We start from the raw sequence: 17,175 nt of genomic DNA on the forward strand, positions 1-17,175 counted from the left end.
AACGGATGTGGTCTAGCTTGGGGAGTGCTTCCGATCACACGGAAGAATGCACGACCGGAAAAATGGGGCATCGCTGGAGCCACCATGACGCGGTGTCGGGGCGCGCCGGTTTCGGCCACATCGCTTCTCGGAGGGGTAATGTCGTTGCGATCTCATGAGTCGGCGCTGCCCGAAGGCGCCTTCCCGCTGTCGTCCGCGCAACGGTCGATCTGGTTCGCTCAGCAACTCGCACCGCACGTGCCGATCTGCATCGCCCAGTACATCGACCTGCACGGCGACGTCGACATCGATCTGCTGTGCCGGGTCTCGTACCTCGCCGGCAGCGAATTCCAATCCGCCTACCTGCGGATCCTCGAGGTCGACGGCGAGCCGTACCAGGTCGTCGACAGCTCCATCGCGTCCGAGACGATCCCGCAATTCGACTTCCGCGGTGAATCCGACCCGCTGCGCGCCGCCCAGGACTGGATGGAGGCCGACTACGCCCGACCGGTCGACCTGACCACCGATCTGCTGGTGAACATGGCGATCCTGCAGGTCGCCGACGAGCGGTATCTCTGGTACACCCGCATCCACCACGTCGCGCTCGACGGCTACGCCGCGATGACCATGCTCAACCGGGCCGCCGCGCTGTACACCGCAGCACACGAGCAGCGTGAACCCGAAGCCGCGCGCGCCGCGGACCTGCGCACCCTCTACGACTGGGACCGCGACTACCACAGCTCCACCCGCTACGCCTCCGACCGCGACTACTGGCTCGAACGCGTCGCCGGGCTCGAGGACGGATCGACCCTCGCGCACCGCGACGCACCGACGGCTGCGCAGAGCCTGCTCACCGGCACCGCACTACCGGACGACCTGGTGCAGGCCCTGACCGTGACCGACGACACCGCCGGTTCGTCGTCCACCGCCACGGTCATCGCTGCCTTCGCGACCTATCTGGCGCGCATGACCGGCCACGACGACGTGGTGATCAACCTGCCTGTCTCGGCACGCACCACCGCCGTCGTGCGGCGCAGCGGCGGCATGCTCGTCAACACCGCGCCACTGCACATCGGGCTCGCCGCCGACGACACCCGCCACGACCTGGTACACCGGGTGCAGCTCGAACTCACCGGCGCGCTGCGGCACCAACGCTTCAGCCTCGAGGACATCCGCCGCGAAAGCGGCGCCGCCGGGGATCCGACCCGCTACGCCGGGCCGATGGTCAACGTCATGCTCTTCCACCAGGAGATCACCCTCGGGGACATCCGCGGGGAATTCCACATCATGACCTCCGGCCCCGTCGAGGACCTGCTGGTCAACATCTATCAGAGCGGGACCCCCGCGAAGACCTTCATCGATTTCCGCGGCAATCCGCATCGCTACGACCGCGGCGAACTCGTCGCGCACCACACCGCGTTCGTCACATTGCTCGACGAGTTCCTGCGTGCCTCCGCAGACACCCCGCTCGACCGCATCGACGCGGTCACCGCCGAGATCGGTCGGCGACATCGGCACGCCGTGGCCACCACGGAATTCTGGCGCCGCACCCTCGCCGGAGCCCCGGAACAGCTCCGGCTGCCGCGCACCACCCCCGCCGCCGCGTTCCCTGCCGGCACCGACGACGACACGCTGGGCACGGTCGATGTGGCCCTGCCCGTCACCCGCTACGAGCTGGCGGCCCTGTCCGGCCACCTCGGCGACCCCTGGTATGACGACCCCTGGTATCCGGTGCTGCACGCCGCCACCGCGATCGTCGAGGCCCGGCTGACCGCCGAGGAGAACACCGTCGTCGGACGGCCCGGCCCCACGGTGGTATTGCCGCTGTGCGCACGCGTCGACGGCGCCGACTCGTTCACCGCGCTGCTCACCCGCCTCACGGCGCTCGACACCGAGGCCGCGGTCTACGCCGAGGTCAGCGCCGACGACCTCGCCGCAGCCGGCACCGTCCCGATCCCACCGGTGGTCCTGTCGGTCACCGGACCCACCGCATCGACCGCCCCGGTGCAGGCATCCCTCGCGTCGGACACGTCCGCCGCCTTGACCCTGCACATCGCGATCACCGACGACAGCATGGCAGTGCACGCCGTCTTCCGCCGCACCGACCTCGACGCGCACACCGCCGAAGACGTCGTCACCCGGCTCGGCCGCGTCCTGACCGCCGCGGTCACCGACCCGGACTGCCCGGTCGGTGACCTGCCCCTGGTCGCCGAGGGCGAACCGGACGGACTCCTGCCCGCGCGCGGACGCCCGGCGATGTCCCCACAGCTGTGGCCCGAACTGCTCTCCGCGGTCGCCGCGATCGTCCCCGACAGCCCCGCCGTCGTGTGCGGCGACCGCTCGGTGACCTACGGCGAACTCGACCTGTGGTCCAACCGGCTCGCCCGCATCCTCATCGACGCGGGTGCCGGACCGGAACGCATCGTCGCGTTGGGAATCGCACGTTCCGTCGAATCGGTCGCTGCGCTGTGGGCGGTCGCCAAGGCCGGCGCGGCGTTCGTGCCGATCGACCCGGCGTACCCGCTCGACCGCATCGAATACATGCTCACCGATTCCGGTGCCGTGCTCGGCCTGACCACCGGTACACATCGGCCACAACTACCCGACCTGGTGCCCTGGCTCGAACTCGACGACCCGGACCTGCGCGACCGCATCGAGCACACCGCCGGTGCCCCCGTCACCGACGCGGACCGGCCCTGCGACCTGCACTTCGATCACGCCGCCTACCTGATCTACACCTCCGGTTCCACCGGCCGCCCCAAAGGTGTGCTCGTGCCGCACCGCGGCCTGGCGAATCTGTCGGCGACCCTGCACACCCGGCTCGCCCCACCTCCCACCGCGCGGGTCTCGCATTTCTCGTCGCCGAGCTTCGACGCGTCGATCTTCGAATACATGACCGCGTTCGGGGTCGGGGCGACCCTCGTGGTGGTCCCGGCCACCGTGTACGGCGGCGACGAACTGACCGACCTGCTCAACCACGAACGTGTCACCCACATGTTCTCGACCCCCGCAGCGTTGGCGTCCCTCGACCCGGCCCGCCTGCAGGCCGGATCGATCACCGTCGCCGGGGAGGCCTGCCCACCGGAACTCGCCGCGCGGTGGGCACCCGGGCGGCGGATGTTCAACGCCTACGGACCGACCGAAACCACCATCGTCGTCAACATCACCGAACCGCTCGTCGCCGGGGAGACCGTCACCCTCGGGGCGCCGGTGTGCGGGGTCACCGAAGTGGTCCTCGACACTCGGCTGCATCCGGTGCCGCGCGGGGTGGCGGGCGAACTGTACATCGGGGGTGCCGGCGTCACCCGCGGCTACTTCGACCGTCCCGGCCTGACCGCGACCCGGTTCGTCGCCGACCCCTACGGTGCACCCGGATCCCGCACCTACCGCACCGGTGACGTGGTGCGCTGGCATCACGACAGCACCATCGAATATCTCGGACGCTCCGATTTTCAGATCAAGATCCGCGGCTTCCGCATCGAACTCGGCGAGATCGACGCCGCCCTGACCGACCACCCGACCGTCGCGTTCGCCGTCACCCTCGGCCGCACCGCGCCCTCCGGGGATCCGATGCTCGTGGCGTACGTGCTGCCCGAAACCGGTCGGATCATCGACACCGACACCGTGATCGAGCACCTGCGGCAGCGGTTGCCCGCACACATGATCCCGGCCGCGCTGGTGGTGCTCGACCACATCCCGTTGACTCCCGTCGGCAAACTCGACCGCCGCGCCCTGCCCGAACCGGTGTTCACCTCCGCCTCGGACGGCACCGAACCGCTCTCACCCACGGAAACCGCGGTGGCGCAGATCCTCACCGACCAGCTCGGGGTCGATCGGGTCGGGCTCGACGACAGTTTCTTCGACCTCGGCGGCAACTCCCTGATCGCCACCCGGGTGGTGGCCCGCCTGGGCGACGCATTCACCACCGACGTGGGGGTACGGACCCTGTTCGAGGCCCCCACCGTGCGGGCCCTCGCCGCGCACCTCGACGCGGGCGGCGGCGCCGCGCACCGCCTCACACGGGTGCCGCTGACGACCCGCCCCCGACCCGAGCAGGTACCGGTGTCCGCCGCCCAACGGCGACTGTGGTTCGTCAACCAGCTCGACACCACCTCCGCCGCCTACAACATCCCCGTCGCCATCACCCTGACCGGCACGCTGGACGTCGCGGCGCTCACCGCCGCAGTGCACGATCTGCTCCACCGGCACGAGGCGCTGCGCACCCGGTTCCCGGCGACCGCCGACGGCCCGATCCAGCAGATCCTGCCGGCCACGGAGATCGACCTCGATCCGATTCCGACCCCCGTCGCCCTGGCCGACCTCGAGTCGGCGGTCGCCGAGGTCGTCACCGCCGGATTCGACGTCACCGTCGACCCGCCGGTGCGGATGCGGCTGCTGCGGGTGCACGATGAGCATCACGTCGTCGCCGTCGTCGTCCACCACATCGCCGCGGACGGTGCGTCCCTGGCCCCGCTGGCCCGCGACCTGATGACCGCCTATCTCGCGCGCCGTGACGGGCAGAGCCCACAGTGGGACGCACTGCCCGTCCAGTACGCCGACTACACCCTGTGGTTCGACGAGGTACTCGGCACCGTCGACGACACCGCATCCCGCGCCACCGAGCAACTCGACTTCTGGCGCACCCGCCTCGCCGGCGCCCCGGAGATCAGTGCGTTGCCCACCGACCGGCCGCGGCCCCCGGCCCAGTCGTACCGCGGCGCCACCGTCGAATTCGACCTCGACCCCGTGCTGTACCGGAAGATCACCGCGGTTGCGCACGCGCACGGCGCCACCGAGTTCATGGTGGTGCACGCCGCGCTGAGTCTGCTGGTCGCGCGCCTGTCCGGCAGCGACGACGTCACCATCGGCACCCCTGTCTCGGGTCGCGGGGAACCCGAGCTCGACGACCTGGTGGGCATGTTCGTCAACACCGTCGCGCTGCGCACCGCGGTGCCGTCGGCGATGCCGTTCGGCACCTATCTGCAGGCGGTCCGCGACGGCGACCTCGAAGCATTCGCGCACGCCGATCTGCCGTTCGATGCGCTCGTCGACCTGCTCGCCGGGGACCGGTCGGCGGCGCATTCGCCGCTGTTCCAGGTGATGCTCGCGTTCCAGAACAACGACACCGCCCATCTGGAACTGCCGGACCTGACCGTCGACATCGCAGAAATCGACACCGCCACCACCAAATTCGATCTGCACCTGACGGTCGCGGAGATCCCGGGTCCCGACGGGAGCATCGACTCGCTGCACGGCGCGCTGTCGTACGCCACCGACCTGTTCGACGCCGACACTGCCGCCGGACTCACCGACCGCCTCGTGCGGCTGATCACCGCCGCGGTGACCGCCCCCGGTCGCGCCGTCGGCGACCTCGACCTCCTCACCGCCGAGGAACGCACCCGGGTGCTCGACCAATGGAACAGCACCACCGCGGCGCTGCCCGCCGGCGACACCCTCCTCGACCCGTTCACCGCGCAGGTCGCCGCCACCCCGGACGCCCCCGCCGTCGTCGCCGGGGAGCGCACCCTCGGCTACGCCGAATTCGATGCCGCCACCAACCGTCTCGCCCGGGTCCTGCTGCGTCGCGGTGCCGGACCCGGCCGGATCGTCGGCCTGGCCGTGTCCCGGTCGCTGGACCTGCTCGTGGGCATGTACGCCATCGTCAAGACCGGCGCCGCCTACCTGCCGCTCGACCCCGAACACCCCGCCGACCGCACCGGCTATGTGCTCGGCAGCGCCCGCCCCACGCTCGTCCTGACCGTCACCACCGACGCCGCCTGCCTCGCGGGCTCCGAGGTCGAGGTCCTGTATCTCGACACCCTCGACACCGGCGACGAATCCGACGCCCCACTGACCGCCACCGATCGTCGCCCCGCCGCCGGCGACGACCTCGCCTACGTCATCTACACCTCCGGCTCCACCGGCCGCCCCAAGGGCGTGGCGGTGAGTCACCGCGCCATCGTCAACCGGCTGCGCTGGATGCAGCACGCCTATCCGCTGACCGCCGCCGACAGCGTGCTGCAGAAAACTCCCGCGACGTTCGACGTGTCGGTGTGGGAGTTCTTCTGGCCCCTGCACACCGGGGCGCGGCTCGTGCTCGCCGCACCCGGCGGTCACCGCGACCCCGACTATCTGCTCGATCTCATCGACGCGCAGCGGATCACCGTCGCGCATTTCGTGCCGTCCATGCTCGCCGTGTTCACCGCTACCGCCGAGACCCGGCCGGGAGCCGGCGCTTCGCTGCGGCACCTGTTCGCCTCGGGTGAGGCCCTGCCCCCGGAAACCGCCGCCGCGACCCGCCACGCCTTCCCGCAGAGCGGGTTGCACAACCTGTACGGGCCCACCGAAGCCGCCGTCGACGTCACCGCCTGGACCACCAGCGACGACGACACCGGCACCGTGCCCCTCGGCAGCCCGGTGTGGAACACCCGCGCCTACGTCCTCGACACCCGCTTGCACCCGGTGCCCGTCGGGGCGGTCGGCGAACTGTATCTCGCCGGGGTGCAGCTCGCCCGCGGTTACCTCGGTCGCGGCGCCCTGACCGCCGACCGGTTCGTCGCCGACCCGCACGGACACCCGGGGGAGCGGATGTACCGCACCGGCGACCTCGCCGCCCGCCGCCGCGACGGCGCCCTGCTGTACCTGGGCCGCACCGACTTCCAGGTCAAGGTCCGCGGCCTGCGCATCGAACTCGGCGAGATCGAACACGCCCTGCGCAGCCATCCCGACGTCGCGCAGGCCGCGGTGCTCGTCCATCACCTCGCCGACGACGTGCTCACCGGTTACGTGGTGCCGCACCCCGACCGCAGCATCGACACCGCCGCGGTCACCGATGCGCTCGCGCAGCGGCTCCCCGACTACATGGTGCCCACCACGCTGCTCGTGCTCGACCGGTTCCCGGTCGGTGTCAACGGCAAACTCGACCGCGACGCCCTCCCCGCTCCCGAGAAGTCCGCACCCGACCGCGCGTACAGCCCGCCGCGCACCCCCGTCGAACAACTCGTGGCCGACACCTTCGCCGAACTGCTCGACGTACCCCGCGTGGGGTTGCACGACAGCTTCCTCGACCTCGGCGGCGGCTCCCTGCTCGCGATGCGGCTCGCCGCGCGTCTGTCGACCGCCCTCGGCACCGACCTCGGCATCCGCGACCTGTTCGACAATCCGACCGTCGCGGCAGTGCTCGACCACGTGCACCGCACCTCCGTCGACGCCCCCGCCGCGGCGCGTCCCCCCCTGACCGCCGGGCCGCGCCCCGATCCGCTGCCGCTGTCCCCGGCGCAACAACGGATGTGGTTCATCAACCAGTTCGACACCACCTCCCCGGCCTACAACATCGCCGTGGCGCTGCGCTTGACCGGACGCCTGGAACTGGACACCCTGCGCGCGGCGGTCACCGACGTCGTCGCCCGCCACGAATCGCTGCGCACCCGCTACCCGTTCGCCGACACCGGCCCCGTGCAGGTGATCGTCCCGGCCGCGGCGGCATCGCTACCCGACTTCACCGTCACCGTGGTCGACGCCGACACCCTGACGGCGCACATCGACAAGATCGCCACCACCGGATTCGACGTCGCCGTCGAAGTTCCCGCCCGCATCCGGCTGCTCGCACTCTCCGAGAGCGAGCACGTGCTCGTGATGGTGCTGCATCACATCACCGGCGACGGATTCTCCCTCGGCCCACTGGCCCGCGACGTCATCACCGCCTACACCGCCCGCATCGCCGGGCACACCCCCGGCTGGGCGCCGCTGCCGATCCAGTACGCCGACTACACGATGTGGCAGCGCGGCGCGCTCGGCGACGAGACCGACCCCGACTCCCTCGCCGCGCGCCAATTGTCGTTCTGGCGCGAGCATCTCGACGGGGTCCCGGAACTGCTCGAACTGCCCCTCGACCGGGCCCGCCCGGTGCAGCAGAGCCGCCGCGGCGCCCGGGTGCCGTTCACTCTCGATGCCGCGACCCACCGCCGGTTGGTGGCGTTGGCGCGCCGGTACGACACGTCGGTGTTCATGGTGATGCACGCGGCGCTGGCGGTGTTGCTCGCCCGGTTGTCGTCGACCTCGGACATCACGATCGGCACTCCCGTCGCGGGTCGCGGGCACCGCAACCTCGACGACCTGATCGGCATGTTCGTCAACACCGTCGTGTTGCGCACCCGTGTCGACGACACCGAACCGTTCGCGGCGTTGCTGCAGCGGGTCCGCGACGACGACCTCGCAGCGTTCGATCACGCGGACATTCCGTTCGAGCGTCTCGTGGAGGTCCTCGATCCGCCCCGGTCTACGGCCTATTCACCGCTGTTCCAGGTGATGCTCGAATTCCAGGACACCGAGCGTCCCGAGGTGGCGTTGCCGGATCTGACCGTCGGGGTCCTCGACCTCGCGGCGCCGTTGTCGCTGTTCGATCTGCAATTGTCGGTCGCCGAAACCGTCGACGACGAGGGACCGGCCGGGATCGCGGCGTACTTCACCTATGCCACCGATCTGTTCGACAGCGACACGGTGGGCTCGTTCGCGGACCGGTTCACCCGCATCGTCGACGCCGTCAGCGCCGACCCGGCCACTGTGTCGGGGGCCGATATCCCGGTCGGTGACATCGGCATCGTCACCGGTGTCGAACTGGCCGCCCTCGCCCCGGCCCGCGGCAGGCCCCCGGTCTCGCCGCAGCAGTGGCCGGAGATGCTCACCGGCATCGCCGCGATCGTGCCCGACGCGGTGGCGTTGTCGTTCCGCGGCCGTCAGGTGACCTATCGGGAACTCGACGACTGGTCCACCCGCGTCGCCCGCCTCCTCATCGGCACCGGAGTCGGACCGGAAAGTGTGGTGGCGCTGGGTATTTCACGGTCCATCGAGTCGGTGGCGGCGGTGTGGGCGGTCACCAAGACCGGCGCGGCGTTCGTGCCCGTCGACCCCACCTACCCACCCGAACGCATCGCCTACATGCTCACCGACTGCGCCGCCGCTGTCGGGTTGACCACCCGCGAGCACCGCGACCGGCTGCCCGGGACCGTGCCGTGGCTCGTCCTCGACGACCCCGACCAGCGCGAACGCATCGCCGCGGCGTCCACCGACCCGATCACCGACACCGACCGCACCACCCCGCTGCTGTTCGACCATCCCGCCTACCTGATCTACACCTCCGGATCGACCGGCCGCCCCAAGGGGGTCGTCGTCACCCACCGGGGCCTGACCAACCTCAACGCCGAGGTCCGCGACCACTTCGCGATCACCCACCACGCCCGCGTCTCGCACCTGGCGTCCCCGAGTTTCGACGCGTCGATCTTCGAATACACCAAGGCGTTCTGCGCCGGCGCAACCCTGGTGATCGTGCCGCCCGACGTGTACGGCGGCGACGAACTCGCCCGGCTCCTGCGCGACCACCAGGTCACCCACGCGTTCATCACCCCCACCGCCCTGGCCTCCCTCGACCCGCACGGTCTCGACACCCTGCGCGTCCTCGTCGTCGCCGGTGAGGCATGCCCGCCGGAACTCGTCGCCCGCTGGGCACCCGGCCGCCGGATGTTCAACGGCTATGGCCCGTCCGAGGCCACCATCGAAACCAGCGTCAGCCCTGCCCTGCACCCCGACGAGGTCGTCACCGTCGGCGGACCCGCCGTCGGCTTCCACCAGGTGGTCCTCGACGACCGGCTGCGGCCCGTGCCCGTCGGGGTGGCCGGCGAACTGTACATCGGTGGGCCCGGCGTGGCCCGCGGCTACCACCGGCGCCCCGACCTGACCGCGGCCCGGTTCGTCGCGGACCCCTACGGCCTCGACGGGGAACGGATGTACCGCACCGGCGACGTGGTGCGCTGGCGCGCCGACCACACCGTCGAATATCTCGGCCGCTCCGACTTCCAGGTCAAGGTCCGTGGCTTCCGCATCGAACTCGGCGAGATCGACGCCGCCCTCACCGGCCACGACCACGTGGTGTTCGCGCACACCGCCGGACACACCGCACCCTCCGGCGACACCGTGCTGATCGCCTACGTGCTCCCCGAGACCGGCACCGACATCGACCCCGCCGCGGTCCGCGCGCATGTCGCCGCGCGCCTGCCCGCACACATGGTGCCCACGACCGTGGTGGTGCTCGACGAGATCCCCCTGACCCCCGTCGGGAAACTCGACCACCGGGCGCTGCCCATCCCGGACCTGACCGCCACGGGCGGTGACTACCGGCCACCGGCCACGGACCTCGAACACGTCCTCGCCGACATCCTCGCCGACATCCTCGGCCACGAGCGGGTGTCGGTGGAGGACAACTTCTTCGACATCGGCGGCAACTCCCTGATCGCCACCCGCGTCGTGGCCCGCGTGAACGCCGCACTCGGCACCGACGCCGGGGTACGAGTCCTGTTCGAGGCCCCCACCGTGCGGAGCCTCGCCGCGCGGGTCCTCGACGATCATGGCGGGCACGCACACACCCCGCTGGTGGCCGCGGTGCGCCCCGAACGGCTCCCACTCGCCCCCGCCCAGCAACGGATGTGGTTCGTCAACCAGTTCGACACCACCTCCGCCGCCTACAACATCCCCCTCGCGATCCGACTCACCGGCCACCTCGACCCGGCTGCCCTCGACGGTGCCGTGTCGGATCTGCTGGCTCGGCACGAGACGCTGCGCACCTGGTATCCCGGCGACGAGAACGGACCCCGGCAGCTCATCTCGACCGCCGAGAAGGTCCTGCTCACACTGCGCCCGGAACCCATCGCGGAGTCCGACCTGCCCGGCCGCGTCGCCGACCTGATCGGCACCGGTTTCGATGTGGCCACCGCGGTGCCGGTCCGCGCGGCACTGCTCGCACTGTCCGACACCGAGCACATCCTGGTCGTGGTGGTGCATCACATCGCCGCGGACGGCGCATCGATGGCGCCGCTGGCCCGTGACCTGATGACCGCCTATGCGGCCCGCACCCGTGGCGCCGCCCCGGATCTGCCGCCGCTGGCCGTCCAGTACGTCGATTACGCCCTGTGGCAACAGGATCTGCTCGGTGATCCCGCCGACCCGGAGTCGATCGCCGCGACCCAACTCGACTTCTGGCGCGACACCCTCGCCGATCTTCCGGAGGTGCTACCGCTGCCCACCGATCGGCCGAGGCCGCCGCAGCAGTCGTTCCGGGGTGCCGTGCACCGCTTCGACGTCGACCGCGCAGTGCACGCCGCGCTGGTCGATCTCGCCGCCGCACACAACGCGACGGTGTTCATGACGGTGCACACCGCCTTGGCGGTGCTGCTCGCCCGGTTGTCGGGCACCGACGACATCGCCGTCGGCAGCCCCGTCGCCGGCCGTGGGCACCGCGCTCTCGACGACCTGGTCGGCATGTTCGTCAACACCGTGGTGTTGCGCACCCCCATCACCGGGGCGTTGTCGTTCAGCGATCATCTGCACCGCATCCGCGAGGTCGATCTCGCGGCGTTCGGGCACACCGAACTGCCTTTCGAGAAGCTCGTCGACGCGCTCGCCCCGACCCGCGCCACCGATCATTCCCCGCTGTTCCAGGTGGTTCTCGAATTTGGCAACACCGAGCGCGCCCACCTCGAATTGCCGGAGTTGACCGTCGAGGCCCTCGACGCCGACATGAACATCGCGAAGTTCGATCTGCAGCTCACGGTGCAGGAGAATCCCAGCGCTGGTCTGAGCTGCGCGTTCACCTACGCCACCGATCTGTTCGACGCGGAGACCGCCGCGGCGATCACCGACCGGTTCGTGCGGGTGCTCACCGCGGTCACCACCGATCCGCAGCGCCCGATCGGCGATCTCGATCTGCTCACCGAACCGGAACACGCGGTGCTCGCCACCGCCACGATCGATACCGCGGCGAGCAGCGACACGCTGCTCGATCTGTTCCGCCTCGGCGCCGCCCTGGACCCCGACGCGGTCGCGGTGACCGCCGCCGACGGGCAGCTGACCTACCGGCAACTCGAGGAGCGGGTCCACCGCCTCGCCCGGCTGCTGCTCGATCACGGGGCGGGCCCCGACACCCTCGTCGCGGTGGCGCTGCCCCGCACCTGTGAACTCGTCGTCGCGTTGCTCGCGATCCTCGACGCCGGCGCCGGTTACCTGCCGATCGACGTGGCGTACCCGCCGGAGCGGCTCGCGTTCATGTTCGACGACGCCCACCCGGTGTGTGTGCTCACCACCGCCGAGCACGCCGCGTTCATGCCCGAGACCGCACCCGAGACGGTGCTGCTCGACGAGCAGGCCGTGCTCGACCGGCTCGCCGCGTTACCCACCGCGCCCCTGACCGACGGGGAGCGGCGCCCGGTGCACCCGGATCAGATCGCGTACGTGATCTACACGTCCGGGTCCACCGGCCGCCCCAAGGGGGTCGTGGTGCCGCACCGCACCGTCGTGACCCTGATGACCGACACGCACCCGCAGTTCGGTTTCGACCAGCACGACGTGTGGACGCTGTTCCACTCCTACGCCTTCGACTTCTCGGTGTGGGAATTGTGGGGTGCCCTCGCGCACGGCGGCCGTCTCGTCGTCGTCGACTACCACACCGCCCGCACCCCCGACGAGTTCCTCGCATTGCTGCGCCGCGAACAGATCACCGTCCTGAGCCAGACACCGACCGCATTCCAGCAACTCGTCGAAGCAGACCGGGCCGCCGGCGGCCCGCCGCTGCCGTTGCGCTGGATCATCTTCGGTGGCGAAGCCCTCGATCTGGCGCAGCTCGACCGCTGGTACCGCAGGCACGACGACACCACCCCCACCTTGGTGAACATGTACGGCATCACCGAAACCACTGTGCACGTCACCGCGTTGCCGCTGGATCGCGCGCTGGCCGCGGAGGCGAACGCCAGCCTCATCGGTGCACCGCTGCCGGCGCTGCAGCTGCACATACTCGATTCACGGCTGCATCCGGTTCCCGCCGGCACGATCGGCGAACTGTACGTCTCCGGTGGGCAGCTGACCCGCGGTTATCTGCACCGTCCCGATCTGACGGCCACCCGCTTCGTCGCGGACCCGCACGGCAGTTCCGGCACGCGGCTCTACCGCACCGGTGACCTCGCCCGCCGCACCCGCGACGGCGACGTCGAATACGTGGGGCGCAGCGACTTCCAGGTCCAGATGCGTGGATTCCGCATCGAACTCGGCGAGATCGAAGCGGCCCTGTTGCGCGCGGCCGGTGTCGCCCGCGCTGTAGTGGTCGTGCACCACGACGAGCGCGCCGCCACCGACCGGCTCGTCGGCTATCTCGTACCGGAAACCGGGGCAGACCTCGACGTCGACACCGTGCTGGCGCAGGTCGCAGCCGACCTCGCCGCGTACATGGTGCCCGCCACCCTGGTGGTGCTCGAGGCCCTCCCGGTGGGGGCCACCGGCAAACTCGACCGCCGCGCGCTACCCGCCCCTGACTTCGCGGCGCGCTCCGCGGTGACCCGCGCCCCGGCCGGGGACCGCGAGACGCGGCTCGTCGAGTTGTTCGCGCAGGTGCTCGGTCTCGACACCGTCGGGGTCGACGACTCGTTCTTCTCCCTCGGCGGCGACTCGATCATGTCGATCCAGTTGGTGTCGCGCGCCAAGGCCGCCGGGCTCGAACTGTCCCCGCGGGACGTGTTCGAACACAAGACCCCTGCAGGGCTCGCGGCGGTCGCCGCCACCAGCGCCGCGCCGACCGTGTTACCGGAACTACCCGGTGGGGGTGTCGGTGAGATGCCACTGCCCCCGATCGTGCACTGGATGCTCGAGCGTGGCGGCAGCTACGACCGGTACACGCAGGCGGTGCTGCTGCGGCTGCCGACCGACCTGACCGGGCCCGTGCTCACCACCTTGATCCAGACACTGCTCGATCGGCACGACATGCTCCGCGGCCGCCTGTACCGGAGTATCGACGGGCCGCGCGGTGCCGCGCTGCACGTCGACCCGCCCGGTGCGGTGCACGCCGACACCGTGATCCACCGGGTGCCGGTCACCAGCGCCGCCGACACCGACGAGTTCTTCACCCTCGCCTCGCACGAACTGGACGCGGCCGCGGACCGGCTCGATCCCTCCGCCGGGGTACTGATGCAGGTGGTGTGGTTCGACTCGGCGACCGGCGCCGGCCGGTTGCTACTGGTGATCCACCATCTCGCGGTCGACGGGGTGTCGTGGCGGATCCTGGTGCCCGACCTCGCGGCGGCGTGGGCGGCCGGTCTCGACCCGGACGCCCCGGCCGCGGCGCTGCCGCCTGCTACGGGGACATCGGTGCGCCGCTGGGCGCACGCCCTCACCGCCTCTGCGCACGATCCGGCGCGCCGCGCCGAACTCGGGTTCTGGCGCCGCACCGTCGATGTCGTCGAACCCCCGGTGGGGGATCGACCGTTCGATCCGGCCCTCGATGTCAACGACACCGTCGCGACGGTGGAGTCCGTGCTGCCCACCTCGGTGACCGAGGCACTGCTCACGACGGTGCCCGACCGGTTCCACGGTTCGGTCGAGCACGGTCTGCTCACCGCCTTCGCGCTCGCCGTCACCGCGTGGCGCCGCGACCGCGGGCAACGCCAGGACGAGGTGCTCCTCAACGTCGAAGGACACGGCCGGGAGACGACCGCCGCCGACGGCGCGGACCTGTCCGGCACCGTCGGCTGGTTCACCACCATCCATCCGCTGCGCCTCGACCTGGCCGGACTCGACGTCGACGACGCGCTCGCCGGGGGCCCCGCTGCGGGACGCGCGATCAAGGCCGTCAAGGAACACCTCGCAGCGGTACCGGACCACGGTGTCGGCTTCGGCCTGTTGCGGTATCTCGCCGGCGACACCGCCACCGAACTGGCGGCGCTGGCCACCCCGCAACTCAGCTTCAACTATCTCGGTCGCCCTACCGTCGGCACCGACACCGCCGCCGATGTGCCGTGGCTGCCGATCGGCGAGTTCGGGCGTGGCGGCACGCAGAGCCCCGACATGCCCGCCGCCGCCGTGATCGACCTCAATGCGGTGACGGTCGACGGCCCCGACGGGCCGGTGCTGCGCACGTTCTGGTCGTTCCCGACCGGGCTGCTCGACGATACCGACATCACCGCGCTCGCCGCGCGGTTCACCGCCGCCGCGACCGCGCTGGCGCGGCACGCGCGTACCCCGCATGCCGGGGGACTGACCCCGTCGGACCTGCCGCTGGTGCAGCTCGATCAGCCGACCCTCGAACACCTCGAGGACCGGTACGGTCCGCTCGAGACGGTGTGGCCGACCGCGCCGCTGCAGACCGGTCTGTTGTTCCACGCGTTGCTCGCGGGGGAGGACCCGGACGCGTACGTCGTGCAGCTCGTGCTCGACGTCACCGGCCGGCTCGATCCCGCGCGGCTACGGCGCGCATTGCAGTCGTTGCTGGCGCGGCACCCCAACCTGCGGGTCGCGTTCACCGGTGACGGCGCCGACGGCTACGTGCAGGTCGTGCCGACACACACCGAGGTGCCGTTCACGGTGGCGGACACCAGCGACGACCCGGATCCGGACGCTGCCGCCACCCGGCTGCTCGACACCGACCGCACCACCCGATTCGACACCGCCGCCGCGCCACTGCTGCGGGTCACCGTCGTGCACATCGCCCCCGACCGGCACCGGATCGCCCTGACGAACCATCACCTGCTGCTCGACGGCTGGTCCACCCCGGTCCTGATCCGGGAACTGCTCGTGCTGTATGCCACCGACAACGACACCTCGATCCTCGAACGACCCCAGAGTTTCGGCACGTATCTGGCGTGGCTCGCCGACCGCGACCCCGACGCCTCGCTCGGCGCCTACCTCCGCACGCTCGCCGGGGTCGACCAGCCGACCCTGCTCGCCCCGCAGCACCGCACCGGCGCTACCGGCGGCGTCTCCGAGGACCTCGACATCGAGGTGAGCGCCGACTTGTCGGCGCGGATCGACGCGGTCGCCGCTGCGCGCGGGGTCACCGTCAACACCGTGGTGCAGGTCGCGTGGGGGTTGGTGCTCGGCGCGCTCACCGGCCGCAGTGATGTGGTGTTCGGTGCGACCGTCTCCGGCCGGCCCCCGCAGGTGGCGGGGATCGAAACGATGGTCGGATTGTTCATCAACACCGTCCCGGTGCGGATCACGGTGCATCCCGGCGACACCGTGGGGGCACTCGTCGACCGGGTGCAGGCCGAGCAAGCGGCGCTGCTCGATCATCACCATCTGGATCTGAACACCCTCGATCGGCATGTCGGTGCCGCCGTCCGGTTCGACACGTTGACCGTGTTCGAGTCGTACCCGATCGACGCGGCCGGGATGAGCGCCGACACCGACATCGCCGGCATGCGCATCACCGGGATCACCGGCCGCGACTCGGCGCACTATCCGCTGAGCATCGTCGCGCACACCGACACCACGATGCATCTGCGCATGAAGTACCTGCCCGAGGTGTTCGACCGCAGCGAGGTGGCGGTCATCGCCGACCGCATCATCGCGGCCCTGACCACCTTGACCGGCGACCCCGCCGCGCCGCTCGCACAGCGCTCGGTGCTCACCGCCACCGAACGCGGCGCGCTGACCCCGGTACGCGGCCCGGGCGGGGGTTCGACGCTGACCCTGCCGGAGTTGTTCACCGCCACTGCGGCCGCGTACCCCGACGCGATCGGGGTGACCGACGGTGACGTCGCGGTCACCTACCGGGATCTCGATGCCCGGTCGGATGCGGTGGCCCACCGCCTGATCGCCGACGGCGCCGGACCGGACACCGTCGTGGCGCTGGGTATCGCCCGCTCCGTCGAGTCGGTGCTCGCGATGTGGGCGATCACCAAGACCGGGGCGGCGTTCGTGCCGGTCGATCCGCGTTACCCGGCCGAGCGGGTCGCGTTCATGCTCGCGGACTGCGGCGCGACCGTGGGGGTCACCACCGCCGCGCACCGCGACGGGTTGCCCGACACGGTGCGATGGCTCGACCTCCATAGCAGTGATCTCCACACCGACACCGGCGTCCCGGCACCGATCACCGACGCCGAGCGGCTCACACCGCTGCACCTCGATCACGCCGCCTACCTGATCTACACCTCCGGTTCCACCGGCCGCCCCAAGGGTGTGGTGACCACCCACCGCAGCCTGCACAATTTCGCGCTCGACCAACGCGAGCGGTTCGGTGCGGGGCCGGGTTCGAACGTCATGCACTTCTCGTCACCGAGCTTCGACGCGTCGATCTTCGAATACCTGCTGGCCTTCGGCGTCGGCGCCACCCTCGTCGTGGTGCCCCCGGAGTTGTAAGGGGGCACCCAACTCGGCCGGTTCCTC

1 protein-coding gene is annotated in these 17,175 nt (G+C 70.7%); it reads left to right on the forward strand.

Features of this window, described 5'->3' with window-relative positions:
* The first annotated feature begins 138 nt into the window (after positions 1-138).
* Positions 139-17,148, forward strand: coding sequence for an amino acid adenylation domain-containing protein (locus Q7514_RS30695; protein ID WP_330137035.1), 17,010 nt, complete (start codon positions 139-141; stop codon positions 17,146-17,148).
* Positions 17,149-17,175 lie beyond the last annotated feature (27 nt).

Source organism: Rhodococcus artemisiae, from assembly GCF_036327795.1.
GTDB lineage: Bacteria > Actinomycetota > Actinomycetes > Mycobacteriales > Mycobacteriaceae > Rhodococcus > Rhodococcus artemisiae.

What these genes read in the sequence shown, in the direction of transcription:
- Q7514_RS30695 (WP_330137035.1), top strand. Translation starts at nt 139, where the DNA reads ATGTCGTTGCGATCTCATGAGTCGGCGCTGCCCGAAGGCGCCTTCCCG.